At 44.4% G+C, this 25,304-nt stretch carries 20 protein-coding genes and 1 tRNA gene; 12 read left to right on the forward strand and 9 right to left on the reverse strand.

Translation table 11 applies throughout. The annotated features are described in order from the left end of the window. Positions 1 to 91: 91 nt before the first annotated feature. Positions 92 to 167, reverse strand: a tRNA-Phe gene (locus tag BLS64_RS04380). 123 nt (positions 168 to 290) lie between these two features. On the opposite strand from BLS64_RS04380, the gene BLS64_RS04385 reads away from it, so the two are divergent. The 7 genes from BLS64_RS04385 to BLS64_RS04415 all read left to right on the forward strand — a co-directional run bounded on the left by BLS64_RS04385 (position 291) and on the right by BLS64_RS04415 (position 7,922). After that, a complete protein-coding gene (locus BLS64_RS04385; RefSeq protein WP_093112089.1) occupies positions 291 to 1,022 on the forward strand; it encodes a type III pantothenate kinase in 732 nt (243 codons plus the stop codon). Then, on the forward strand, positions 1,019 to 2,266 hold the full coding sequence (locus BLS64_RS04390) for a porin family protein (RefSeq protein WP_093112091.1): 1,248 nt from the start codon (positions 1,019 to 1,021) through the stop codon (positions 2,264 to 2,266). Before BLS64_RS04385 ends, BLS64_RS04390 begins: the two co-directional genes overlap by 4 nt. Before the next feature lie 26 nt (positions 2,267 to 2,292). Continuing rightward, a complete protein-coding gene (locus tag BLS64_RS04395; protein WP_093112093.1) occupies positions 2,293 to 3,663 on the forward strand; it encodes a tetratricopeptide repeat protein in 1,371 nt (456 codons plus the stop codon). 1 nt (position 3,664) lies between these two features. Next, the gene (gene lptC / locus BLS64_RS04400; protein ID WP_093112095.1) at positions 3,665 to 4,231 is read left to right on the forward strand and encodes an LPS export ABC transporter periplasmic protein LptC; all 567 of its coding nucleotides are present in this window, start codon (positions 3,665 to 3,667) and stop codon (positions 4,229 to 4,231) included. After that, entirely contained in the window at positions 4,228 to 4,419 is a 192-nt protein-coding gene (locus BLS64_RS04405) for a hypothetical protein (RefSeq protein ID WP_093112097.1), read from the forward strand. Before lptC ends, BLS64_RS04405 begins: the two co-directional genes overlap by 4 nt. Before the next feature lie 5 nt (positions 4,420 to 4,424). Continuing rightward, a complete protein-coding gene (locus BLS64_RS04410; RefSeq protein ID WP_093112099.1) occupies positions 4,425 to 5,711 on the forward strand; it encodes a hemolysin family protein in 1,287 nt (428 codons plus the stop codon). 90 nt (positions 5,712 to 5,801) lie between these two features. Beyond that, a complete protein-coding gene (locus tag BLS64_RS04415) occupies positions 5,802 to 7,922 on the forward strand; it encodes a peptidylprolyl isomerase (protein WP_093112101.1) in 2,121 nt (706 codons plus the stop codon). A 70-nt stretch (positions 7,923 to 7,992) separates the two neighbouring features. Here BLS64_RS04415 and BLS64_RS04420 read toward each other — a convergent pair whose 3' ends face one another. Both BLS64_RS04420 and BLS64_RS04425 read right to left on the reverse strand, forming a co-directional pair. Beyond that, positions 7,993 to 8,910 carry a GYDIA family GHMP kinase gene (locus BLS64_RS04420; protein WP_093112103.1) on the reverse strand — a complete coding sequence of 306 codons (918 nt, stop codon included), beginning with the start codon at positions 8,908 to 8,910 and terminating at the stop codon, positions 7,993 to 7,995. Next, positions 8,910 to 10,223, reverse strand: a complete 1,314-nt coding sequence (locus tag BLS64_RS04425) for a hydroxymethylglutaryl-CoA reductase, degradative (protein WP_093112337.1) — start codon at positions 10,221 to 10,223, stop codon at positions 8,910 to 8,912. Before BLS64_RS04425 ends, BLS64_RS04420 begins: the two co-directional genes overlap by 1 nt. 220 nt (positions 10,224 to 10,443) lie before the next feature. On the opposite strand from BLS64_RS04425, the gene BLS64_RS04430 reads away from it, so the two are divergent. From BLS64_RS04430 to BLS64_RS04445, 4 genes are all read left to right on the forward strand, one after another. Further along, entirely contained in the window at positions 10,444 to 12,633 is a 2,190-nt protein-coding gene (locus BLS64_RS04430) for a S9 family peptidase (protein WP_093112339.1), read from the forward strand. Positions 12,634 to 12,645: 12 nt separating this feature from the next. Continuing rightward, positions 12,646 to 14,241, forward strand: a complete 1,596-nt coding sequence (locus BLS64_RS04435; protein WP_093112105.1) for a peptide MFS transporter — start codon at positions 12,646 to 12,648, stop codon at positions 14,239 to 14,241. Continuing rightward, positions 14,241 to 16,028, forward strand: a complete 1,788-nt coding sequence (locus BLS64_RS04440) for a peptide MFS transporter (RefSeq protein ID WP_093112107.1) — start codon at positions 14,241 to 14,243, stop codon at positions 16,026 to 16,028. Before BLS64_RS04435 ends, BLS64_RS04440 begins: the two co-directional genes overlap by 1 nt. Positions 16,029 to 16,114: 86 nt before the next feature. After that, complete coding sequence (locus tag BLS64_RS04445; RefSeq protein WP_093112109.1) at positions 16,115 to 16,666, forward strand: thioredoxin family protein; 552 nt, start codon at positions 16,115 to 16,117, stop codon at positions 16,664 to 16,666. Between the two features lie 7 nt (positions 16,667 to 16,673). On the opposite strand, the gene BLS64_RS04450 is transcribed toward BLS64_RS04445, so the two are convergent. The 5 genes from BLS64_RS04450 to surE are packed head-to-tail and all read right to left on the reverse strand — an operon-like array spanning position 16,674 to position 21,480. Next, entirely contained in the window at positions 16,674 to 18,698 is a 2,025-nt protein-coding gene (locus BLS64_RS04450) for a ComEC/Rec2 family competence protein (protein ID WP_093112111.1), read from the reverse strand. Positions 18,699 to 18,728: 30 nt separating this feature from the next. Continuing rightward, on the reverse strand, positions 18,729 to 19,307 hold the full coding sequence (locus tag BLS64_RS04455) for a C40 family peptidase (RefSeq protein WP_093112113.1): 579 nt from the start codon (positions 19,305 to 19,307) through the stop codon (positions 18,729 to 18,731). Further along, a complete protein-coding gene (gene lpxB, locus BLS64_RS04460) occupies positions 19,307 to 20,422 on the reverse strand; it encodes a lipid-A-disaccharide synthase (RefSeq protein WP_093112115.1) in 1,116 nt (371 codons plus the stop codon). Before lpxB ends, BLS64_RS04455 begins: the two co-directional genes overlap by 1 nt. Before the next feature lies 1 nt (position 20,423). Then, entirely contained in the window at positions 20,424 to 20,705 is a 282-nt protein-coding gene (locus BLS64_RS04465) for a hypothetical protein (RefSeq protein ID WP_093112117.1), read from the reverse strand. After that, complete coding sequence (gene surE / locus BLS64_RS04470) at positions 20,698 to 21,480, reverse strand: 5'/3'-nucleotidase SurE (protein WP_093112119.1); 783 nt, start codon at positions 21,478 to 21,480, stop codon at positions 20,698 to 20,700. Before surE ends, BLS64_RS04465 begins: the two co-directional genes overlap by 8 nt. Before the next feature lie 147 nt (positions 21,481 to 21,627). Between surE and BLS64_RS04475 the strand changes: the two genes are divergently transcribed. After that, entirely contained in the window at positions 21,628 to 23,760 is a 2,133-nt protein-coding gene (locus BLS64_RS04475) for a carboxy terminal-processing peptidase (RefSeq protein WP_093112341.1), read from the forward strand. A gap of 290 nt (positions 23,761 to 24,050) precedes the next feature. Here BLS64_RS04475 and rodA read toward each other — a convergent pair whose 3' ends face one another. Further along, positions 24,051 to 25,301: a rod shape-determining protein RodA gene (rodA, locus tag BLS64_RS04480; RefSeq protein ID WP_093112121.1), complete on the reverse strand. Its 1,251-nt coding sequence runs from the start codon at positions 25,299 to 25,301 to the stop codon at positions 24,051 to 24,053. Positions 25,302 to 25,304 lie beyond the last annotated feature (3 nt).

Here is a 25,304-nt window from a genome sequence, read left to right on the forward strand (position 1 = left end):
GGCAGATGGGCTATATATGATGTACAGATAATGCATGGAAAAAGGCATAAAAAAAGCCCCCAAATTTTCATTTGAGGGCTTCTGCTTTTGATGGTGGTGCCTCCAGGAATCGAACCAGGGACACAAGGATTTTCAGTCCTTTGCTCTACCAACTGAGCTAAGGCACCAGTGCTTCAAGCATGCTTACGTTGTTGTGGTAAGCGGGTGCAAATATAGATTCAAATTTAATATCTCACAAAGGAATTTTAAAAAAAATGCTTTTGTATTTTTGGGTTCCTAAGCGGTAGGCTATGAATTTAATTATTGATGTTGGAAATACCCTGTCAAAAGTTGCTGTTTTTCAGCAGGATGAATTGATAGAAAGATTTACGGTTGAGAAACCTGATCTGTCAAAAAAAATTGAAAAAATTTTTTCCAGGCATCCAGATCTCGACGGAGTGATCATCTCCAAAGTCTCTCAGGCGGAATTCTCCCTACCGCAAAATCTCCAGAAAAAGATGCCGATTATTAACCTGGATGCAGGAACCCGATTACCTTTTGAAAATCTATATGCCACGCCTCAAACTTTGGGGGCTGACCGTAAGGCCCTGGTCGCCGCTGCTGTTAAAGAGTATCCTGGAAAAAGTGTGCTGGTCATCGATGCCGGCACTTGCATAACTTACGACTTTAAGAATGAGAAGGATCAATATTTGGGAGGAGCCATTTCTCCCGGTTTGAAAATGCGGTTTAAGGCATTAAATTCCTTCACCGCTAATCTGCCGTTGGTGGAAGCGCGGGAGGAAGCCGAACTTATAGGAGACAGTACCTTGACCTCCATTAGGTCGGGGGTGGTTAAGGGCATTTTAAAGGAAATTGACGGGGTGATCGAGGAGTATAAGGAAAAATACCCCGAACTTGTTACGATTATTACAGGTGGAGACGCACAATTCTTGTCTATAAACTTAAAAAATAGCATATTTGCCAACTCCAATTTCTTGTTGGAGGGATTAAATCATATTCTCGAATTTAATATCAGTCGATGACAAAACGATTTCTAATAATCGTATTCATTTTATTTTCAGTGATTACGACCGCTCAGGAGCGAACTTCCTCCCCTTACTCTTTCTATGGCATTGGGCTGAACACATTTAAGGGCACCGTAGAAAACCAGTCTATGGGTGGTCTCAGCATTTTTTCTGACTCTATACATCTCAATCTTCGCAATCCCGCAGCATACGGTAAGCTTGCCTTGACCACCTATGGTTTGGGTGCAAGCCATACGGCTACCGAGGTTATGACTTCTGAAGAAAGCGGTACAGCGAATAAAACTTCGTTTGATTACCTGGCGGTGGGTATTCCTACCGGAAAACTCGGTTTCGGTTTCGGGCTGATCCCATACACCTCTGTGGGATACGATATTCTTGACAGGAATGAGGCTAATAATACCGCGAGCAGATACACCGGAAAAGGTGGCCTTAACAAGGTTTTTTTGGCAGCCGGTTATGAGATCAATGAGAATATTTCTGTGGGTGTGGATGTTAACTATAACTTCGGAAACCTTCAGAATAAAAACATTTTTATTCGAGAGGGTCTCCAGTATGGCAGCCGTGAGATCAACAGAAGTGATCTTAGCGGATTCACCTACAAGATCGGCCTTGCTTATGAGCGAATGCTTAACGAGGATCTACAGTTCATGTTTGGAGGACACTATACTCCAGAAGCAAACCTGAGTTCAGCTAACGAACGAGAGCTGGCTACCATTATTTTTACTGGCGAAGGAATGGATATCGCTGCAGATACAAGGCAGGTAGAAGTAGCTGATGGAGATCTTACCCTGCCATCTAGTTACACTCTGGGAACCGGGATAGGAAAGCCGAGAAAATGGTTCTTTGGGGTAGAATATACAGGGTCTGAAGCAAGTGATTTCAGCAACAGGTCTTTTGCTTTGGAAGGAGCTACTTATAACAAGTCGAATAGCTATAAAGCTGGAGGATATTTCATTCCTAACTACTCTTCGCTTACCAGCTACTTTAGCAGGGTGGTTTATCGTGCCGGCCTAAGAATGGATGAAACCGGGCTGAACCTGGATGGTGAAGATATCAATGAGTTTGGCATAACCTTTGGAGTAGGACTACCAGCAGGAAGGATGCTGTCTAATGTTAACCTTGGATTTGAGTATGGTCAGCGCGGTACGAAAGATTCAGGACTCGTTTTAGAAGATTTCTTCGTTGCCAGAATAAGCCTCTCTCTTAATGATAGGTGGTTTGTGAAAAGAAAATTTGAATAATACTAATTTGGAATAAACCTTACACTATGAAAACTAAACTTATATTATTTCTTTCCGCGGTACTGTTGAGTGCCGGAGCCCTGCAGGCGCAGGCAAACCAGGAATGTGCTACAACGGCATCTTTGGCTTATAGCGATGCAAAAGCCAAGAATTATGATGCAGCATACCCACGGATCCAGACCTTGAGGAAAGATTGTCCTACTTATAGCGTTGTGACTTATCAATATGGAGAAAGAGTGTTAAAGCACATGCTTGAGAAAGCGCCTGAAGGTGAGAAAAAAGCCATCGCACAGGATCTTATTAAATTGTACGAGGAGCGTCTTCAGCATTTCCCTGGGAAAACCAAGGCTGGTGAGGTTTATGGTGATATCGCGCAGGTGATGTACGATTACAAACTGGGTACTCCAGAAGAGCAGTATGCCGCTTTTGATAAGGCTTACCAGGAAGATAAAGATGCGCTTAACGCAAAGTCTCTTTATACTTACTTTTCTTTATTGGTTGACCTTCAGGATGCCGGAAAAAGAGATCTTCAGGATGTATTTTCCCAGTATGACGTAGTGATCGCCAAGGTTGAGGAAGAAGAGAACAAAATGGCCGAAGGTCTTGCCAAACTAATTGAAAAGCAGGAGGCCGGTGAGCAGCTTACCGCCAAGGAGGAAAAGATGCTGAACGCTTATGAGATCAACCTTAAGGCATACAGTACCGTTAGAGGTAGTATCAACGCTAAATTAGGTCAGCGTGCAGATTGTGATAATCTTGTGCCTCTTTACAGCAAAGACTTTGAAGCTAATAAAAGCAACGTTGAATGGTTGAAAAGAGCTGCCGGAAGACTTTCTGGAAAAGATTGTACTGAAGATCCATTGTTCTTCAAGTTAGTGGAAGCTTTACACCAGGCAGAACCATCAGCTAAATCTGCACTTTACTTAGGACAGCTGGCAGATGCTGAAGGTAACGCGAGCAAAGCTCTCGAGTATTACAACCAGTCTGCTGAACTTGAGAAAAATCCGAAGGATAAAGCGAGGGTTTACTATAGAATTGCTGACGAATACAAGAGAAAAGGTCAGTTTGGACAGGCGAGAAACTACTACAGAAAAACCCTTCAGGCATTGCCTTCTTATGGAAGAGCTTATTTGCAGATCGCTAACATGATCGCCCAAAGCGCTAACAACTGTGGTAACACTGCCTTTGAAAAGAGAGCCGTTTACTGGTTAGCTGCCGATTATGCTGCAAGAGCAGGACGTGTAGACCCTTCTATCAGCAGCACTGCCAATGAAACCGCTGCGGCTTACAGGGGTAGAGCGCCACAACGTTCTGATATCTTCCAACAGGATATGCAGGGGAAAACTATCAACATTGGATGTTGGATAGGCGAAAGCGTACGCGTACCTAACTTGTAATATGAAGTTAACATACGGGAACATTTTTGGAAGCATTGTCACAATACTCTTTGTGGCAATGCTTTTTTCATGTGAAGGGAACCTCAAAGGCGTACGTGAAATGGAAATGCCCGAAGATGCGCCTCAGGCCATTGGGACCGGGATCAACTTAAAATATGTGGATTCCGGAAAAGTGGTGGCTACGCTTAAAAGTGAGAAAATGAGAGACTTTTCGAATAAGAACTTTCCTTATCGGGAGTTCCCCGAAGGGCTCGAAGTAGAGTTCTTTGGAGAGAACGATGAAAAGAATACCGTCACCGCGAATTACGGCATCATATACGACCAGACCGGATTGATCGATCTGCAAGGTGATGTGGTGGTGGTGACTAGTGACAGTACCCGTCTAATGGCCGATCAGCTCTATTGGGACCAGGAAAATAACTGGGTCTTCACAGACAGGCAGAACACCATCAGGTTCAAGAACGGAGCCGTTAATGAAGGCCAGGGCTTTGATAGTAATCAGGAATTCAGTAATTTCCGATCCAGGTCCAATGTGGGCGTGCAAATTATAGAAGAAGAGAAAAAATGATGAAAATTTCCAAATTCTTTGAGTTCGTCTATTTGGCGGCAGCAGTCTTTTTCCTGTATGAGGCTGTGAACATATGGAACACAGAGCGCAACAAGGCTTACTTGTTCCTTCTCTTCGTATTCATAGCTGTGTTCATGTTCTTCTTCAGGAGACATTTCAGGAACAAATATCAAAACAGGAATAAATAACAGGGATGGTCTTTGACATCACCATTATTGTCTTTTCCCTTATTTTTTCAGCTTTTTTTTCGGGCATGGAGATCGCCTATGTTTCGGCGAACAAGATACATGTCGAGATAGAGAAGAAGCAAAATGACTTTCTGGCCAAGGTGCTTACCCGGCTTACCCGGAAACCTTCCAAGTTCATTGCTGCCATGCTGGTGGGGAATAACATCGCCCTGGTGATCTACGGATTTTTCATGGGTGACCTGCTTATGGAATGGCTGGGCGGGATGGACCTGGAGAATGACCTGGCGAAATACCTTGTGGAGGATTTTAGTCTGTTAACCCAGACCGTGATTTCCACACTTGTTATCTTGCTGACTGCGGAATTTTTACCCAAAGTATTTTTCCAGATCTACGCCAACACTCTGCTTAAGTTCTTTGCATTGCCGGCTTATCTTTTTTACCTGCTCTTCAGTGTGATTTCCTCTTTTGTGATCTGGATCTCAGATTTTGTGCTGAAGCAGTTTTTTAAGACCGAAGGCGATGAGGTGCAACTGGCATTCACCAAAGTTGAATTGGGGAACTACATCAATGAGCAGATGGAGAAGGTGGAAGAGGATCAGGAGATCGATACCGAAATTCAGATCTTTCAGAATGCGCTGGAGTTTTCCGAAGTGAAGTCACGGGAGGTGATGATCCCCCGTACCGAGATCGTCGCGGTCGATCTCACTACAGAACCCAAAGACCTGGTGCAGACCTTCACCGAAACCGGACTTTCCAAGATCCTGGTCTACAAGGAAAACATAGATGACATCATTGGTTATATTCACTCTTTTGAACTTTTCAAGAAGCCGCCTACCATAAAATCTATTTTGCTGCCCGTAGTCTTTGTGCCTGAAACCATGCTGGTAAAGGATGTTCTGAACATCCTTATCAAGAAAAGGAAAAGCATTGCCGTGGTGATCGATGAGTATGGAGGTACGAGCGGCATGATGACGGTGGAAGATATTGTGGAAGAGCTTTTTGGAGAGATAGAAGATGAGCACGATCCGGTAGTTTTGATAGAAGAAAAACTGGGGGATGACCATTTCCTTTTTTCGGCCAGGCTTGAGGTAGATTACCTCAATGAGCAATTTAAGCTGGATATACCCATTGGGGAAAATTATGAAACTTTAGGTGGTTATATTGTCAACCATACAGAAGAGATCCCTCCAAAAGATGGGATCGTGCAAATTGACCAGTTCACTTTCCATATCAAGGAGGTCTCCAACACCAAGATCGAGTTGGTGGAAGTAAGGATCAAACCTCAGGATTAATTTTCCTTACATTTTGCGGATTTATAGTTTTTTAATATTCCTAAAAAGGTTATTTTCGCCTCCTGTATTTTAGAATAAACACAATTAAAAATGGCAGTATTAAATAAAATAAGGCAACGTTCGGTCTTCTTGATCGTGATTATTGCCTTAGCGCTTTTCTCTTTTGTATTGGCTGATGTTATCCGTAACGGAGGTCTCGTGTCTCAAAAATCACAAAATGTGATCGCGACCATCAACGGAGAGGATATTGAGCGGGAAGAGTTTGCAAGACAGGTGGAGGCTTATCAGCGCAACCTGGGGCCTAATGCCTCTACATCTCAGGCAGTGAACATGGTTTGGGATATGAAGGTGCGTCAGGCAGTGCTTGAGCAGCAGTTCGAGGAATTGGGGATTCGTGTTGAGGAAGCCCAGGTAAAAGAATTGCTTCGTCGTGAAATGGGAAGTAACCCTAACTTCACTAATGAAGCCGGAATGTTTGACGAGAACAAACTTCGTGAATATGTTGCCACGCTAAAGTCCACTTCTCCGCAGGCTTACCAGCAGTGGTTAGATTATGAAGCTTCTGTAGGTAAATCTGCCCTTGAAGAAATGTATATGAGCCTTGTGAGAGCCGGAGTAGGCGCTACCCTTGCTGAAGGAAAAGTTGCTTTCAAGTTTGCCAATGACAATGTTGACCTTGAATTCGTGAATATCCCTTACACTTCGGTTCCTGATTCTGAAGTGGAGGTTTCAAAATCTGAAATAAAAGAATATATCAAGGATAATGCAGAGCGTTTTAAGACCGAAGCGTCAAGAGATATCCATTATGTACACTATACCGAAGTAGCTTCTGTTGAAGATGAGGCTGAAGTAAAAGCTGAAATTGGTGCTCTGCTGAACGACAAAGTTGAATATAACTCTGTGACCAAGTCGAACGATACTTTGGCTGGTTTCAGTTCAACTGAAGATCTTGAGACTTTCGTTAATGAGAATTCAGACGTGAAGTACCGCGATCGTTTCGTGTTCAAGAATAACCTTCCCAAAGAACATGCAGATGCCCTTTTCAACCTGAACGAGGGTGAGACTTACGGGCCTTACAAAGATGCCGGTGCATGGAAGATCTCAAGGGCTGTTGCTGTGAAGCAGATCCCTGATTCTGCCAAGGCAAGACACATTCTGGTTGCCTTCCAGGGTTCTCCTGTAGGGCAGGGGGTATCAAGAACCAAAGCCCAGGCTAAAGAGCTTGCTGACAGTATCGCTTCTGTTGTTAAGAACAACAAGGATAAATTCGCTGAACTGGCTTCAGAATTTTCTGCTGACGGATCCAACAAAGACCAGGCGGGTGATCTTGGGTGGTTCACTCCCGGTACCATGGTTCCTGCTTTCAATGATTTCGTTTTCACAAACGAGGAAGGAAGTATTGGAGTGGTTCAGACTCAGTTCGGATACCACGTGATCCATGTTCAGGAGCAGACTGAAAAGGAAAAGGCCGTGAAACTGGCCACTGTTTCCAGAGCTATTCAGCCTTCAGAAAAATCAATGAACAATCTTTTTGCCGAGGTGACCAAGTTTGAACTTGCTGCCAGAGATGGTGACTTTGCTGCATTGGCAAAAGAAAACAATAAGGAAGTGAAACCTGTGAAAGAGATCCAGGAACTGGATGAGAACATCCCGGGAATTGGAGCTCAAAGAAATATTGTGCAGTGGGCTTTTGATGAAGAGACCGAAGTTGGTGATATCAAGAGATTTGATGTGCGAGACGGGTATGTGGTTGCGCAGGTGACTGCAGCGAACAAAAAAGGAACCAAGTCTGTTGAGGCTGCATCTTCTACGGTGATCCCTATCCTTCAGAAACAGAAAAAAGCTGAGATCATCAAGAACAGGATCTCAGGTAACGATCTGCAGTCTATCGCAAAGAGTCAAGGTGTGCAGGTGAATACGGCCAACGCAGTTAACCGTAACAGTCCAACCCTTCCTGGAGTAGGTAGTGAGCCAACTGTGGTTGGTGCCGCATTCGCCATGGAAGAAGGTGCCGTTAGCCAGCCGCTTGCGGGTGAAAAGGGAGTTTTCGTGGTGAAGGTGCTTAAGAAAACAGAAGCGCCAGAGCCTGCTTCTTACCAGCCTTATGCTTCAAGAGAGGCAGCTGCAAGAAGAACTACTGTTAATACCGAAGTGTTCTCAGCGCTTAAAGAATCTGCTGAAATAGAGGATAACAGGGCGAGATTCTACTAAGATCCGTCACCTATAAATAAGCAAAAGGCCCTTCATCGAAGGGCCTTTTTGTTTTCTGAAAAATTAATATTTAAAGGATCATTTCTGAATAGGGGATAATGGTTTCATATCCCTTTTTTCTGAAATAATCCTGTTCCGCCTCACCGCCCGTAGCCAGGATAAAATCTCCGCCCCAGCCGCCAAGGCTTTTTATGCCGCCGGAATAATCCGGAAAAAATGAAGTTTTGACTTTCGGAAGGTTAATCAGTTGTGAGATGATCTGTTCATGTATCTCCAGCAGCAAATTGAATTCTGAAAGGCTGCTGCAGGTGATCACCTGGTGGGTGAGCCTGCTGATCTTTTCACAGGCGGTGGCAAGAGCCTCCTTTTCTTGCTTTTTGTAATGTTGGATCGATTCCCGACTGTTCTGTTTACGGTTTAGGTGGACAAAGAAGATGCTGTCGCTGAAATCGGGGTGGAAAGAAGTGGTGAGGATGCTTCTTCCGCTCTTTGTAAGCTCATAAGTTACTGCGGAATCTTCGATGGCTACAGCAATGTCATATCCGCTACCGCCAAAGGTTTTTTCCTGCAGCTCAAAGGGATCTATTGAGAACCAATTTGCGATATTTGCTATAAGAGTGGAAGAGGTGCCCAGTCCCCAGTCGAGGGGAAATTCAGTAAAAGTGGTCACCTGGAACCCTTTATCCTTTTGGAGCAGCTTTGGGTTCGCTTGATGCGCTTCCCTCAGGATGAAAACCAATCGTTTTCTGAACTTATCTTCCTCTTTTTGCTCTACAGTGTGCCGGGTGATCTCATCAAGGGCTATTTCAGCCTCGAACCAGATATTCTCCTCGTGGTCATAACTGGTCCATTGAATAAATCCATTTTCGGCTTTTTTGACCTCTATGCTTTGGCCGAACCTGGTTGGCAGGGCAAGGGCCGTAGCCCCGTCCAGTACCACGTATTCTCCCGTGATCAAAAGTTTGCCGTGACTATAGAATTTCTGCATTAGCTTCTTAGATTTTCAAGAGCTTCCTCCACCGCACTGTGGGAAACATTGTGTTTCTTGAAATGTTCTACCATCGCCTCTTTTTCTTCAGGCGTTGCCTGTAGCTGATTAAGGATGTTCATAAGGTGCATCTTCATGTGCCCCTGCTGAATTCCGGTGGTGATAAGCGATTTTACGGCCGCAAAGTTTTGGGCAAGCCCGGCTACGGCTACTATTTTCATCAGGTCTTCGGCTGAAGGTTTTTGAAGGATCTCGAGGGCGATCTTTGAAAGAGGGTGAAGTCCCGTAAGTCCGCCAACCGTTCCCAGCGCCAGCGGAATTTCCATCCAGAACCTGAATTGACCGTTTCGAACATCGGCATGGGTAAGGCTAGTATACTTTCCGTCTTTGGCTGCGTAGGCATGAATGCCGGCTTCAACTGCTCTAAAATCATTGCCGGTAGCGAGAACTACGGCGTCTATTCCGTTCATGATCCCCTTGTTGTGAGTCACTGCTCTAAAAGGCTCTGTCTCGGCGATTTTTAAGGCCCTCACGAATTTGCCTGCAAAAGCTTCTCCGGTGAGTCCGTGATCGGCCAGGTCTTCTACCGGGCAGGAGACCTCCGCTCTCACAAGACAGTCGGGTACATAGTTTGACAGGATGCTCATCACGATCTCGATGTCCTTTTCGGTAGCGCTGAAAGCTTCATGTTTTTCGGCTGCCGTTTTGAAGGATTCCGCAAATCTTTCCAGGCACGAGTTGATGAAGTTGGCGCCCATGGAATCCTTGGTCTCGAAGGTGCAATGTAGCTGAAAATATCCTCCTAAAGCTTCATTTTTGTCCCTGAGCTCTATTCCCGTCACTCCGCCGCCGCGCTTTTTCATGTTTCGAACCAGGGGTTCAACGGCCTCCAGAAGTTCAGGCTTAACTTTTCTGAAAAAGTTTACAAGTTTCTCTTTTTCTCCCGAATAGATAAAGTGCACCTGCCCGATCTTCTGGGTTCCCAGTACTTCAGCCTTAAAGCCGCCGCGTTTTCCCCAGAATTTCGCCGCCTTACTGGCAGCCGCGATCACAGAGCTTTCTTCTATGGCCATTGGAATGGCATACCTAAAACCATTGATCATGAAGTTGGGCGCTATCCCAAACGGCAGGTAATAATTGGAAAGCGTGTTTTCTGTGAATTCCTCGTGCAGTTGCTGCAGGCTGGAATCAGGGTTCCAGTATTGTTTCAGGATCTGCGGGGCATTCTGTGAATCCTTCAAGTAGGTGGAGCTCAGCCAGTCGATCTTCTCTTCTTTGGTGAGTTTGGAAAATCCGGAAATAGGGTCGATCATCATTTTAAATTTGATTGCCAAAGATACAACTACTGTAATTACTGGCATATTTTGGAGCCGCTTCTATCTGTCTGGTTTTTAAAGTGATAAAATTCCCGCTTGTTCCGAGGGACTTTCACCGACATTTTCTTTAACATCTTGTTATGATTTAACAATGAAAAGCCTGTTTTTTAGCCGAATTTTTATTAAACTTGGCAATCAAATTTTATTTAGCTTCAGAATGAAATATGTTTTCGGACTACTGTCCTTCTTTCTAACGTTTAGCTCGTTAGTCTCTGCACAACAAAAAGAAATCACACTTGAGGAAATCTGGAACGGCACTTTTAGGCAGGAACGCCTGGAATCCCTTCAGTCGCTCAATAACGGCAAAGAGTACGTGGTGCTCAACTATGACCGCCAGAACAGAACCTCTTCCATAGACGTCTATTCTTATAAATCGGGAGAAAAGACAAGAACATTTTTAAGCAGCGCCGATCTTGAGGGAATTCAATATTTTCAGGATTTTGAGTTCAGCGGAAATGAGTCCAAGATCATCCTGGCTACCGAAGTTGAATCGATCTATCGTCGCAGTACCCGCGGAATCTATTACGTGTACGATGTGAAAAACGAGGAACTTCAGAAAATTTCCGAAGAAAAGATCCAGGAACCAACTCTTTCTCCAAACGGGGAAAAGGTCGCGTACGTAAAAGACAACAACATCTTTATAAAAGAGCTTTCTTCAGAAGAAGTAGTGCAGGTAACTAATGACGGGGAGAAGAACAAGATCATCAATGGGATCACAGACTGGGTTTATGAAGAGGAATTCTCTTTTGTACAGGCATACCAGTGGAGCAAGACCGGAGAGAAGATCGCATTTTTGAAGTTTGATGAAACCGAAGTTCCTGAATTTTCAATGGATATCTACGGGCAGGACCTGTATCCTTCAAAATCAACTTTTAAGTATCCAAAGGCAGGGGAGAAGAACTCAATAGTTTCCCTTTATATGTATGATGTGGCCAAAAATGAGATCTCTGATGTGGAGTTGGGTGATTATTCAGATTTTTATATTCCCAGAATAAAATGGACCAATGACCCTTCGGTTCTAAGCGTACAGGTTTTGAACCGCCACCAAAACGTGCTTGACCTTATTTTTGTGAACGCGCAGAACAATGAAGCCAGGGTGATTCTTAACGAAACAGATGAAGCTTACGTAGACGTGACCGATAACTTGACCTTTCTTGAGGACAACAGCTTTGTTTGGACCAGTGAAAAAGACGGATACAACCACATTTATCTTTACGACAAAAACGGAAAGCTGTTGAACCAGGTGACCGAAGGGCCATGGGAGGTGACCAGCTACTACGGATTCGATCCAAAAAGCAAAAAGATCTTCTTCCAAAGTACCGAGAACGGAAGCATCAACCGTGATGTCTTCTCAATCAATACTAACGGGAAGAACAAAAAACAATTAACCGAGAAGATCGGGCAGAACAGCGCCGACTTCAGTGCAGATTATACCTATTTCATTAACAGCTACACCAGTGCGACCACTCCTTACGAGTTCACTTTGCACCTGGCTAAGAACGGAAAGCTGGTTAGAAATATCAAAGACAATAAAGCTCTTCTAAAGCAGATCGCGGAATACGATTTTTCACCAAAAGAGTTCTCTACCATTGAGGTCAATGGAGCAGAGTTGAACATGTGGATGATCAAACCGTCTGATTTCGATGAGACTAAAGAATATCCGCTTTTCATGGCGCAGTATTCCGGTCCGGGATCGCAGACAGTGTCAAATACCTTCTACGGAACGAACGACTACTGGTACCAGTTGCTTGCCAACAAAGGATACATCATCGTGGCCGTAGATCCTCGTGGAACAGGATTCAAGGGCGCCGATTTTAAAAAGGTGACCCAAAAAGAACTTGGAAAATATGAAGTGGAAGACGTTATAGCTGTAGCCCAGAAACTGGGGCAGCGTGAATACATAGATGCTGAAAATATTGGGATCTGGGGATGGAGCTACGGAGGTTTCATGTCTTCAAATGCCCTTTTGCAGGGTAATGATACCTTTTCAATGGCCATCGCGGTTGCTCCCGTTACCAGCTGGAGGTTCTATGATTCTATCTACACCGAAAGATACATGACCACCCCTCAGGAAAATCCTTCGGGATATGATGAGAACTCTCCAATAAACCATGTTGAAAAACTTAAAGGAGATTATCTTCTTGTTCATGGTACGGGTGATGACAATGTACATGTACAAAACTCAATGAGAATGATAGAGGCATTGGTGCAGGCGAACAAGCAGTTCGACTGGGCCATTTATCCAGATAAGAACCACGGGATCTATGGTGGCAATACCCGCCTGCATCTTTACACTCTTATGACCGATTTCATTGAAGATCATTTAAAAGCAAATTCTAACAACTAATATTCCCTATAAATGGCAACTACTGCAACACCAGCAACTAAAAAAGAATTATTTGGACATCCGGTAGGTTTATACGTACTGTTCTTCACCGAAATGTGGGAACGTTTCTCTTACTACGGAATGCGCGCGATCCTGGTTCTATACCTGGTAAGCGCCACCCAGGGAGGAAACGCAGGTCTGGGGTGGACCAACGCCGAAGCCCTGGCGCTTTACGGGTGGTACACCATGTTGGTGTACGTAGCCTCCATTCCGGGAGGGATCATAGCCGATAAATTATTAGGTCAAAAGAAAACCGTGCTGGTAGGGGGGATCGTCCTCGTGGCAGGACACGGCATTTTGGCCGTTGAAGAAATGTGGGCTTTTTACAGCGGTCTTGCGCTTATTATCGCAGGTGTGGGGATGCTGAAGCCAAACATCTCTACCATGGTTGGTGGCCTTTACAAAGAAGGAGACATTAGAAGAGATAAAGGATTTACTATTTTTTACATAGGGATCAACCTGGGAGCTTTCCTTTCCAGTTTGATCGTAGGTTATGTGGGAGAGAACATTGGATGGCACTGGGGCTTCGGGCTTGCAGGTATAGCCATGGCGCTCGGACTTTTAGTTTACCTGTGGGGTCAAAAATATCTGCGTAACGTGGGTAACCTCCTTTCAAAGGAAGAACGCGACCAGGGAGCCTCTTTTGGAGGAATGTTCAAAGACCTTTTCAAATCTCCTCTCCAGTTAGCAATAACCGGTGTATTAATGGCATTTTCCATTTACTGGCTAGTAATGCAGGATATCGCTTACGGATTCCTGTTCATTTTCCTAACCCTGGTAACTGCAATGATGCTGATGGTTTATAAAGACCTTACCAGCCAGGTAATGAAAGACAGATATGTAGTAATGCTGCTTTCATTCATACTTGTGATCGTGTTCTGGGGAGCTTTTGAACAGGCAGGAGGACTCATGAATATCTACGCTCTTGAGAAAACCAACAGATCTTTGCCGTTTAGCCTTCCGCTTATCGGAAATGAAGTTCCTGCTTCCTGGTTCCAGTCACTTAATGCAATGTTCATCATCATCTTTGGGGTGATCGTAGCGAACTTCTGGGCAAAGAGAAAACTGAAGAACAAAGAAGCTTCTTCTATTTTTAAAATGGCGATAGGGGTGATTATCATGGGTCTTGGTTTTGTTTTTATGGTATTCGCTTCTATGCAGTTCCAGTCAAATGGTGCTTCTGCTATGTATTGGTTGGTATTAGCCTATTTATTCCACACTATAGGGGAATTAAGTTCTTCGCCGGTTGCACTTTCATTCATTACCAAGTTGGCTCCGGTAAAGTATGCCTCACTTATGATGGGGGTTTACTTTGCGGCGACCGGTCTTGGAAATAAGGTTGCCGGTATTGTAGGAGAATTATCTTCAGAAGCGGGAGACCAAACCATCTTTCTTGGGATCACCATTTTCACAGTTGCTTTCGCGACTATCGTATTGCTGATGCTTAAACCTCTTAAACGTCTTACTCATGGAGTGGAAGATGAAGAAAGAGAGCTTCCGGAGCAGGAGAATTTTGAACTGGGAAATGAAGATATCGTAGATAAAGAAGAATATAAGCGTAAAAAATAATGGCAGCAGCAGTTTCTACGGCAGATAACGATTTTTTTAAATCCAATGTCTTAGGTCATCCTGCCGGCCTTTTTGTTCTTTTCTTTACTGAAATGTGGGAGCGCTTCTCGTTCTACGGAATGAGAGTGCTTTTAGTGAATTTTTTGACCATGGCCATAGTCGGGGTAGACAACCCCGGCTGGGGCTGGTCCATGGAAAACGCCGGAGCGCTCTTCGGAACTTATGCCGGCCTTTTATACCTGACGCCAATTCTTGGTGGGCTGGTAGCCGATAAGTTCACCGGGTACAGGTGGGCGGTGATCATAGGTTCCATCATTATGACTTTGGGGCATGCTTCCATGGCCGTAGAAACTGAATTTTCCCTTTATTTTGGTTTAGGATTGCTGGTAATTGGTACCGGATTCTTTAAACCGAGCATTACCTCGATCATTTCTGAAATGTACGAGGGCAAACCCGACAAGAAAGATGGTGCTTACACCATTTTTTATATGGGGGTGAATGCCGGTGCGTTCTTTGGAATGATGCTTTGCGGTTACCTTGCAGAAAAGATAGGTTGGAGCTGGGGCTTTGGTCTGGCAGGGATCTTCATGCTTTTAGGGACTCTTCAATTCTGGCTGGCTAAACCGCTCTTCGGAAAGATCGGAGGAGTGCCTGATAAAGCCAAAGAAGTGCATGAGATCGAGCAAGAAGAAAGAACAGGAGTAAAAGACCACAAGCACAATCCGTTCACTTTAATGGATAAAATTTTGGTGGTTGCAGCTTCTACTATTGGATTTCTATATCTTATCAATGACCCGCTTTCAAGAATTGCTGATCTTAACCTGCTACCCGTTGTTATGCCTTTCGACTTTAAAGGAGAGCCTTTTTCTGGTCCCTTGGGAATGGCAATAATAGGTTTGGTTTTGTTCCTCATCCTGGTTATTTCAAGATTGCGGAGATATGCAAAAGTGGTGCGAGACCGACTTATTGCGGTAGTCATTTTTGCATTTTTCACCGTTTTCTTCTGGATGTCCTTTGAACAGGGAGCTTCTTCCCTAATTGTTTTTGCCCGTGATTCGGTAGACAGAGAGCTTATTGGGACCGGCGCAACAGTCTTCAATACGGTAAACGCTTTACTTACTGTAGTGCCGTTAATGATCATTACCTGGGTGCTGTACCTGCTCTGGAGGAGGACTTTTTCGAAGATCCCGGGGTCTAACATCGTTCTTGGTCTCTGTTTTTCCGGAATATGGGGAATCGTGCTTTGGATGCTTTACCGGGAATTTTCCGCAGATGTTACCGAGATCACAGTGTCGTGGTTCAGTATTTTGAACTCGTTCTTCATAATCGTCTTTGCATCCTTCTTCTCTAAGTGGTGGGAAAGCAAATACAATCCGTCCGCAGCCTGGAAGTATAGCTTCGGACTTATCCTTTTAGGTTTTGGGTTCGGATTGCTGGCTTTTGGTTCCAGCGGCCTGGCCGAAGGGGCAAAAGTGAGCATGATCTGGCTTATTCTGGCATACCTCTTCCATACCCTGGGAGAATTGTGCCTGTCGCCACTGGGGCTTTCTTATGTGAGTAAACTCGTGCCGGCGCGTATGATCGCGTTCATGTTCGGGATGTGGTATTTGGCCATCGCAATAGGAAACAAACTGGCGGGATCATTTGGAGGAATGATCACAGAGATCTCAGAAAAATATGATCTTTCCACATTCTTCCTTATCTTTACCGTAGTTCCTATTGGTGCAGGTGTCCTTGTGGCCCTTCTCAATCCGTTGCTGAAGCGTTTGATGCACGGAATTAAATAGGACCTTTAAAAATATTTATGATGCGCCCTTCCTTTTGAGGGGCGCATTTTATTTATATTCGGAATAGTTATTGAAAAAGAAGCCGTATGAAAAAAATAACTTTGAATATTTTTCTTCTGGTATTGCTTGGAACCGGACTGCAGGCACAGGAGATCAAATGGATGACGATGAACGAGGCGCTTGAAGCCCAGGAAAAGAAACCTAAAAAAATCTTTATGGATGCCTATACCGATTGGTGCGGCCCCTGTAAAATGCTTGACAAGAACACTTTTTCGAATAAAGACGTTGCTGCCTATATCAACAAACATTATTACCCGGTGAAGTTCAATGCAGAGGGTACGGAGCAGATCCAATACCAGGACCAAATTTTCAGCAATCCCGATTACGATCCCAACCGCCGCGGAAGGAACAGTCAGCATGAATTTGCGAGAGCCATGAAGATCAGCGCGTATCCCAGCCTGGTTTTCTTTGATGAGCAGGGTAATTTGATCGGTCCCATTCCCGGTTATAGAACCCCGCATCAGCTCGAATTGTTCCTGAAGCTGTTCCTGAAGGAAGATTACAAAAAAATAACCACACCCGAAGCTTTTAAAGCTTACTCAGAAGACTTTGAGAACGAATTTAAGGCAGCTAATTAGAAACGAATTATTCTATCTTAAAAGCTCCCTTTTCGCCCGTATGGTGGAAAGGGATTTCTTTTTTTTCGGCCGTTTGACGCCACTTGTCGATGAGGAACCTGTAATTGTTCCCGTCTGCCACGATCCATTCCGGGTTTAGTTCATCGATCACCCTTTCCAGGTTTATTTTTGGGGAACCCGAGAGCAGGAGGTAACGGGGATTTGCTTTAGGCGGAAAAATTCCCGTGCTGTCAATGACCAGGAGGTAATCATCTTTGATGCTGAAGATATTTCTTGAAGGGAGAATTTCGGTTTCCTCGATCTCTGCGCCCACCTTGTAATTCTTGATCAGGGGCAGCTGCCGTATTTCTTCTGAATTATTATAGAGCTTCAGCTTTTGCTGAAATTGTTGCCCGATTATCGTTTTTCCGGATCTGTGGAAGACCAGCAGTTTCTCATCTGCCTTGGAAGGTTCTGAAAGAAAAACCAGCTGTACGAGGATTATTGTAATTAGAACTACCACCAGCTTCCGGAAGGTGAAGGAATAGGCAAGTAGTATGAGGAGTAGCAACAGCAAGTAGAAGATCCAGACCTGGCTGAAGCTGAAAGGAATATCTGAAAAAAGGAATTTTTCCTGCTTCGCGATCTCGGCTACAAAAGAATTGAGCAACCGAATGACACCGCTGAAAATACTTGTCAGCAGCTCCGGCAGCAGGTTCAGGCTTGCCAGAATGATCACCAGGATCCCGGTTCCTAAAATGAGCCCCAGGAATGGCAGAATGAGCAAGTTAGAAAGGAAGAACAGTCCGGGGAATTGATGAAAGTAGAACAGACTGAGCGGCAAAACTCCTGCCTGTGCTGCTATGGTAGTGGAAAGTAGTTGCCAGAGGTATTTCAGGAGGCGGTTTTGCGGATTCCATAGGCTGTAAAGTAGCGGTTGGATCAGCAGGATCGAAAGTACCGCGGCATAGCTTAGCTGAAATCCCACTTCATAGATCCATTGCGGGTGAATCAGTACAAGAAGCATCAGGGAGAGAAAGAGGGAATTAACGCTGCTGCTACGCCTTTTCAGCTGCATGCCAATGCTTAAAAAGCTGAACATGGTCACTGCCCTCACTACAGATGGTGAGAGTCCTGCTAAAACGGCAAAAACCCATAAAAGGAGTATGATCAAAAAAGCCTTCACTACTTTTCCTTTTTTAGACCGGTCAAAAGGGGAGAATATCCGGTTGAGGATAAGAAGTAATATTCCCACATGCAGTCCCGAAACTGCCAGGATATGAATGGCCCCGGCCGCCGCATAATTGTTATAGGTTTCGGCAGAGATATCCTGTTTCTGGCCCAGGAGCAAAGCCTGTATAATGGACAGTTCTTCTTTTTTAAATCCGTTTGCTTGAAGATCCCTGCTGATGTTCTGTCGCATACGATCGGCTTCAGAAAGTAGTCCTTTTTGAGGATTTAACCGTCTGAAACTGGCATTTTGAAGGCTCAGCTGTCTCTCAATTCCCCGAATACCCATGAACCTGCTGTAATCGAACTGATGCGGGTTAAGCGGAGAAGGAATTTTTCTCAATTCCGAAGCAATGATCATCCGATCCCCAACAGAAAATTCAGCTTCACCTGAATCTTTTGGGTTAAGCACAAGGATCTTTCCGTGTGAAGGTTTACTATTTGCGAGCTCGACTTCGGCAATGAACTTATCATTGAAAAGATCTGGTTTCAGCACCTCCCTGATCCTTACCTGCAAAACGGCTTTTTCCGAAACTCCTTCCGCAGAGATCTGGTTTAAATAATGCCCTGTTTGGTTCTGCGGAAGGTGGATAGTGGCCGTGAACAGGCCCAGCACAAAGAACATGATCCATACAACCATTCCGAAGAAATGATCTTCAAAAAGCTGTTTTTTTGCCCTATAGTAGAAAATGAGGAATAGGAGCAAAGCAATTCCCAAAAAGACAAAGGCAAGATCTGCCGGAGGTTTTATGTAAAACCCGGCTATGACGCCCGAAAGCATTACGAGCGTAAATTTGATGATTGGAGTGTTAAGAGATTTCATTATCCAGGGAGGGTATCCCAAGATAATGATTTATTGAATGCGCCTGGCCATCACAAAGTTATCCTGCCAGTATTTTTCGGTAAGCGAAGAAATGATCACGCCGCGCGAAGTGGTGGAATGAATGAAAAGAATGGCATCTTCTGCAATATCCACGACCAGCCCAACATGGTTGATCACCTTTTTTCTGCTATTGGTCTGGAAGAAAAGAAGGTCGCCGATAAGCACTTCCTGCAGGTCAAGTTTCTGCCCCATAGAGGCCATATCCCGGGAAGTACGCGGCAGTGCAATGTCTTCGGAAGAGAATGCGGTCATCACCAGGCCCGAACAATCCATACCCGCTGTGGTGGTACCGCCATATTTATATCCGGTGCCCAGGTATTCACGGGCGTATTGTGTGATCCTCGCAGCAAAGTTATCTTCTGAAACAGGTATTTCTGGCTCTGCTTCATAAATTGGTTCTGCTTCTGTCTTTTCGGAAATACTTTCTTCTGAATTTACTTCTGAAGGAATTCTATCCTGGTAAGAAGTTGTCTGCTTTAAGCCTTTTTGAGAGCCGCAGGAGGCAAGCAGCAGGGGAATGAAAAATATGAGCAGTTTAAAAAATCGCATTAGTCGGTGATCTTTTTAAAAATGAGTTCCGCGGTCTTTTCACTGGCACCGGTACCGCCCAATTTCTGCTCCAGTTCATAGTAATCTGCAAACATCTTTTCGCGATGTGCTTCTGAAAGGATCTTTTGCAGCTCTTTTTTGAGGTTCTTCTTATTAAATTCAGACTGGATAAGTTCCTTCACCACTTCCCGGTCCATAATAAGGTTCACCAGCGAAATGTAATCGAGGTTAATAACGCGTTTGGCGATCTGGTAAGAGATGAAATTCCCTTTGTAGCATACCACTTCGGGAACCTTAAAAAGAGCGGTTTCTAGGGTCGCTGTTCCCGAAGTGACCAAAGCTGCCGTAGCCACGCCTAAAACGTCATATGTCTTGTTCATCACAAGGTGAACGTTCTTCTTTTTGATAAATTGCTGATAGAACTCCGGTTCCTGGCTGGGAGCCCCTGCAATGACGAATTGATATTCCTTAAAATCATCGGTCACGCTCAGCATGGTTTCCAGCATTTTTACGATCTCCTGTTTTCGGCTTCCGGGCAAAAGAGCGATCACCGGCCTTTCATCCAGACCGTTTTCTGCTTTGAACTTTTCCACGTTCACCGGCGGCCGATGTGCAATAGCATCGATGAGTGGATGGCCCACAAAATGCACATCATAGCTATGCTTTTCCTCGTAAAAATCTTTTTCAAAAGGAAGGATGACGTACATTTCATCGATGTCGCGCTGGATGTCCTTGATGCGGTTCTCTTTCCAGGCCCAGATCTGCGGAGAGATGTAAAAATGGGTTTTGTAGCCTTCCTTTCTGGCCCATTTGGCAATTCGCAGGTTGAAGCCCGGATAATCCACAAAAATGATCACATCGGGATCGAATTTTTTAATATCCTCCTTACAAAACGAAATGTTTCCGAGGATGGTCCTCAGGTTCATGATCACCTCGGCAAAGCCCATGAATGCGAGATCGCGATAGTGCTTTACAGGAGTGCCGCCTTCCGTAGCCATTAGATCGCCTCCCCAAAACCGGAAATCGGCTTTAGGATCCACCTTTTTCAGAGCCTTCATAAGATTGGCCGCGTGTAGATCTCCCGAAGCTTCTCCTGCTATGATGTAATATTTCATGCTAAACGAGCTTTAATATGGCGATTACCAGGGCTGCCATGATGCTGGCCATTAAAACTCCCCGGGCACGATAGTGCTGTTCCTTTTTCAGAAAAACGAAGAAAGGAAGGAAATTCAGAATGGCGCCTGCTGTGATGAGCGTGCCCATGAAATCCCCCTCAATAGACTTTGTAATGGTCTGGCTAACCGAAACTTCAGAAAATATAAGGATGTAGATGAGCATTCCAATGATATTGGCGAACAATCCCGTTAAAAAGCCTATGGAGATCTCTTTTTTAATCATTCAGGTCCCAGTTGTTTAGATCGCTCAGAAAGTGATGTGCGGTAAGATCGAACTGCACCGGAACCACAGAAACATAACCCTGGGCCAAAGCGTATTCGTCGCTGTCTTCACCTTCATCTTCATTTACGAACCTGCCGGACAACCAGTAGTAATCCCTTCCCTGCGGATTAGTACGCTTATCGAACTCCTCTTCCCACCGGGCGTTGGCCTGCCGGCAAACCTTTATACCCTTGATCTCTGATTCTGGCAACTTCGGAAGGTTCACGTTTAGAACCACCCCTTTTGGAAGGCCATTCTTCAGAACATTTTTGGTGATCCTTTTCACAAACTTTTTCGAAGGTTCAAAATCGGCATTCAAGGAATAATCCAGCAGGGAAAATCCTATAGCCGGGATACCTTCAATACCGGCTTCTACCGCCGCGCTCATGGTGCCGGAATAGATCACGTTTATCGAGGAGTTCGAACCGTGGTTGATGCCGCTAACACAAAGATCGGGTTTGCGGTGCAGGATCTCCTGCGTGGCTATTTTAACGCAGTCTGCCGGGGTTCCCGAACAGCTGAACTCTTTATGTTTGAATGTCTCCTTTACCGTAACCTGGTCACAGAATAAGGTATCACTAATGGTTATGGCGTGTCCCATTCCGCTTTGTGGGCTGTCTGGGGCCACGACGATCACGTCTCCCAGTTGTTTCATTACTTCTATAAGGGCTCGTATTCCCGGAGCCGTTATGCCATCATCATTGGTGACCAAGATCAGCGGCTTTTCCTGTGACATTTGTGAAAATTTTATGGCTGCTAAATTAAAGCAAATTCCTGAGGAAAACGTTATATTCGTAGTTTAACAAATATGCAGCGCCTATGCAAGGTTGGCATAGTTTTTAATGTATTAAGGGGAATACTAATGATGAAAATACGTAGCATAATGAGAAGGAACTATAAATTACTGGTGCTGGTACTGCTCTTTGCAGCAGCTTCCTGCAGTTTTACGACCAAGACATTCAATGATCCCAACAAGGACAAGACTTTAATAGAACTTATCGCCTATGTGCTTGAAAACGGTCATTACGATGCAAAAGAAATGGATGATTCTTTCTCAAGAGAAGTTTATAAGGATTATCTGGAAAGCATAGATCCTTTGAAAAGGTATTTTTACGCAAGTGATATTAAGGAATTCAAGCAGTTCGAGGACCAGATAGATGATCAGGTAAGGAACAGCGAGATCACTTTCTTCGATCTTACTCACTCCCGATTGGTTCAACGAATGGAGGAAGCTGAAGAGATCTACAAAGAAGTACTTTCACAGCCTTTTGACTACTCTAAAAAAGAAGTTCTTAATACAGATTACGACGAGCAGGAATATGTGAACAGCAAGGAAGAGATGAAAGAGCGCTGGAGAAAACAGCTCAAATTCTCTGCTATCGCTAATTTCTACGACAAGAAAAAAGAACAAAAAAGAGAACTGGAAAATGATCCAGATTATGAGGTAAAAAGCGATAAGGAGCTGGAAGCTGAAGCACGTGAACTTACCCTTTCATCATTAGAAGAATATTTTGACTTTAACGATGATCTTGAACGCAAAGACTGGTTTTCGTTCTACGTCAATGCTATAGTTGAGGAATTTGATCCGCATACCTATTATTTCGCACCTCAGGACAAAGACCGTTTCGATATGGCGATGAGCGGAAAACTGGAAGGTATCGGGGCGCGTCTTCAGAAGAAGAATGATAACGTGAAGATCGTAGAGATCATTTCAGGTGGGCCTGCCTGGAGAGGTGAAGAAGTTGAAGTTGGAGATGAGATCCTTAAAGTGAAGCAGGAAGATGAAAAAGAGCCTGTAAGCGTAGTTGGAATGAGACTCGATGACGCGGTGAGCCTTATCAAGGGCCCAAAAGGAACAAAAGTTACCCTTACCCTTAGAAAGGTTGACGGTACCATTGAAGATGTAGAGATCGTTCGTGATGTGGTTGAGATAGAAGAAACCTATGCAAAGACCTCAATAGTAGAAAAGAACGACCGACTGTATGGGGTGATCAACCTTCCGAAGTTCTATTTTGACATGGAGAACTATTCGGAAAGAAATGCTGCGAGCGATGTGAAAAAAGAGATCATTAGATTAAAAGAGCAAGGCATGGAAGGTCTTGTGATCGACCTGAGAAACAACGGAGGTGGATCGCTTAAAACAGTTGTGGATATCGCCGGACTTTTCATCAAGGAAGGGCCCATCGTACAGGTAAAGTCGAAGCTTGAAGGTCAGGAAGTGCTGAAGGATACAGATCCTTCGGTATTGTGGGATGGTCCCCTTGTGATCCTTGTAAATGAACTTTCAGCATCGGCTTCAGAAATACTTGCCGCTGCCATGCAGGATTATAAAAGAGCTATTATCATAGGAAGCAAGCAAACTTACGGAAAAGGAACCGTTCAGAATGTATTGGATCTTAACCGTTGGGTAAGAAACAGCGATTTTGGAGATCTTGGAGCCCTTAAGATCACCACTCAGAAATTCTACAGGGTGAACGGTGGTTCTACCCAGCTTGAAGGAGTGAAAAGTGATGTGGTGGTTCCGGATAGATACAGTTATATAGACATAGGAGAGAAAGATCAGGAGAACCCGCTTCCGTGGGATCAGATCGAAGCAGCCAATTTCCAGGTGTGGGACGGTTATATTGATTTTGAAGAGACAGTATCCAACAGTAAGAAGAGAATGGCCCAGAACGAACACCTGAGATTGATCGAGGAGAACGCTGAATGGATCAGGGACCAGAGAAATGACAAATCTATCCCGTTGAGCTTTGAAGAGTATAGAACTGAAATGGAGAGCAACGAGCAGCAGGCAAAACGTTTCAACAAGATCTCTGAGTACCAATCTAATCTGACCTATGAATCTCTTCCTTACGAGAAAGATCTTTTCACCACCGATACGGTTTTAGCTGAAAAGAGACAAAGATGGCACGAGAACCTGAGCAGTGATGTTTATATGGAAGAAGCAGTGAACGTGCTTGAGGATATGAAGATGAACAATATCAGGAAGTCTGGTGTGGCACAGATCAAGGAGTAACTGAGAGCCTCTGTAATTAGAACACAAAACCTTCTGCTTTCACAGAAGGTTTTTTTATTCTCAGAGGGTAAATACCCCAATGCTTGCCTCCTTCGTGAATGTTATATAGGTTTAAAACGTGTTCCTCCAAAATGCTAAGTGGATTTGCCCGGAAACAATTTCCGTTTAGTCTGCCCTTAACTAATCTTATTGACGTTTCGCCTGAAATCAGACCTTTCGAGAAAGTTGCTTATTACACCTTGGGTTTGCTTTCGAAGAAATCAAGTTTATAATACTGCTAAATAAAAGGCTTACCAAAATGACATTCTATCAGCATCCAGTTTTATAAAAATGAAGAGCAGGATGGTAAAACCCCATAATCCTGAACCTCCGTAACTAAAGAAGGGGAGTGGGATGCCTACTGTCGGAAATATGCCTATCACCATTCCCACGTTCACAAAGAAGTGAATGAACAGGATACCCGCCACACTATAGCCGTAGACCCGGTTAAACTGCGATTTCTGTCTTTCGGCAAGGTGAAGTATGCGCAACATCAAAAGTATGAAAAGCAGGACCACTACAGTACTTCCTATAAAGCCCCATTCTTCGCCTACGGTGCTGAAAATATAGTCGGTGTGTTGTTCAGGGACGAAATTTCCCTTGGTCTGGGTGCCCTGCGTCCAGCCTTTGCCAAACCAGCTTCCGCTGCCAATGGCGATCTCGCTCTGGTTGGTATTATAACCAATACCACGATTATCTACTTCTTTTCCCAGAACGATATTGAACCTGTCCCTGTGCCGCTGTTCAAAAATGTTCTCAAAAATATAATTTACAGAAAAGGAAAGGGCAACAGCCACGATAAGAATGCTCAGGTAAGCTATGGCTCCCGGTTTTTTCTTCTTTCTTAGAAAATAGGTTAACAGCAGTACTATTACCGCTCCTCCCGAAACCCAAAAAGGATTGAACATCAAAGTAAGGACGAAGACCAGGATGCCCAATGCGCCTATCAGCAAATACACTCCAGAAAGTCCTTCCCTGTAAAGCGGAAAGAAAAATGCAGCATATACCATAGCACTTCCCGCATCGGGCTGGGGCAGGATGATCAATGCCGGTAAAGCTATTATTATAAAGGCTTTGAATTGATCGCCCAGGTTCTTGATATTGGTCTGAATGTCACTCGTAAACTTTGCGAGCGCTAGGGCAGTGGCCACTTTAGCGAATTCTGAAGGCTGGATTGTAAATCCGCCTATGGCGTACCATGATGTGGCGCCGTTGATGGTCTTTCCGAAGAAAAAGAGCCCGATAATACTGAAAAGTGAAAAGACATAGATGATGCTGGCAAATCGCTCATAGAACTTAGCTTCCAGCGAAAGCAGGATCACTATTAGGAAGACGCTTAAAATGATCCATAACAGCTGTTTTCCGTAGATCTGATCCAGGTCAAAAAAAGACGTGGCTGTATCATCAAGCGAGGCCGAATAGATGTTCACCCAACCTATGCTCACCAGTAAAAAGTACAAGAGAATGCTTAGCCAGTCAAATTGAGAGATGGTTTTGGACATTTA

The sequence above is a fragment of the Salinimicrobium catena genome, assembly GCF_900102915.1.
Lineage (GTDB): Bacteria > Bacteroidota > Bacteroidia > Flavobacteriales > Flavobacteriaceae > Salinimicrobium > Salinimicrobium catena.

Excerpts from the sequence above, each read along its gene's own strand:
- BLS64_RS04475 (WP_093112341.1), top strand. The coding sequence starts at position 21,628 with ATGAGAAGGAACTATAAATTACTGGTGCTGGTACTGCTCTTTGCAGCA.
- lpxB (WP_093112115.1), bottom strand. The coding sequence starts at position 20,422 with ATGAAATATTACATCATAGCAGGAGAAGCTTCGGGAGATCTACACGCG.
- BLS64_RS04445 (WP_093112109.1), top strand. The coding sequence starts at position 16,115 with ATGAAAAAAATAACTTTGAATATTTTTCTTCTGGTATTGCTTGGAACC.
- BLS64_RS04465 (WP_093112117.1), bottom strand. The coding sequence starts at position 20,705 with ATGATTAAAAAAGAGATCTCCATAGGCTTTTTAACGGGATTGTTCGCC.
- BLS64_RS04420 (WP_093112103.1), bottom strand. The coding sequence starts at position 8,910 with ATGCAGAAATTCTATAGTCACGGCAAACTTTTGATCACGGGAGAATAC.
- lptC (WP_093112095.1), top strand. The coding sequence starts at position 3,665 with ATGAAGTTAACATACGGGAACATTTTTGGAAGCATTGTCACAATACTC.
- BLS64_RS04440 (WP_093112107.1), top strand. The coding sequence starts at position 14,241 with ATGGCAGCAGCAGTTTCTACGGCAGATAACGATTTTTTTAAATCCAAT.
- BLS64_RS04395 (WP_093112093.1), top strand. The coding sequence starts at position 2,293 with ATGAAAACTAAACTTATATTATTTCTTTCCGCGGTACTGTTGAGTGCC.
- BLS64_RS04390 (WP_093112091.1), top strand. The coding sequence starts at position 1,019 with ATGACAAAACGATTTCTAATAATCGTATTCATTTTATTTTCAGTGATT.
- BLS64_RS04435 (WP_093112105.1), top strand. The coding sequence starts at position 12,646 with ATGGCAACTACTGCAACACCAGCAACTAAAAAAGAATTATTTGGACAT.
- rodA (WP_093112121.1), bottom strand. The coding sequence starts at position 25,301 with ATGTCCAAAACCATCTCTCAATTTGACTGGCTAAGCATTCTCTTGTAC.
- BLS64_RS04410 (WP_093112099.1), top strand. The coding sequence starts at position 4,425 with ATGGTCTTTGACATCACCATTATTGTCTTTTCCCTTATTTTTTCAGCT.
- BLS64_RS04425 (WP_093112337.1), bottom strand. The coding sequence starts at position 10,223 with ATGATCGACCCTATTTCCGGATTTTCCAAACTCACCAAAGAAGAGAAG.
- BLS64_RS04405 (WP_093112097.1), top strand. The coding sequence starts at position 4,228 with ATGATGAAAATTTCCAAATTCTTTGAGTTCGTCTATTTGGCGGCAGCA.
- BLS64_RS04415 (WP_093112101.1), top strand. The coding sequence starts at position 5,802 with ATGGCAGTATTAAATAAAATAAGGCAACGTTCGGTCTTCTTGATCGTG.
- surE (WP_093112119.1), bottom strand. The coding sequence starts at position 21,480 with ATGTCACAGGAAAAGCCGCTGATCTTGGTCACCAATGATGATGGCATA.
- BLS64_RS04455 (WP_093112113.1), bottom strand. The coding sequence starts at position 19,307 with ATGCGATTTTTTAAACTGCTCATATTTTTCATTCCCCTGCTGCTTGCC.
- BLS64_RS04430 (WP_093112339.1), top strand. The coding sequence starts at position 10,444 with ATGAAATATGTTTTCGGACTACTGTCCTTCTTTCTAACGTTTAGCTCG.
- BLS64_RS04450 (WP_093112111.1), bottom strand. The coding sequence starts at position 18,698 with ATGAAATCTCTTAACACTCCAATCATCAAATTTACGCTCGTAATGCTT.
- BLS64_RS04385 (WP_093112089.1), top strand. The coding sequence starts at position 291 with ATGAATTTAATTATTGATGTTGGAAATACCCTGTCAAAAGTTGCTGTT.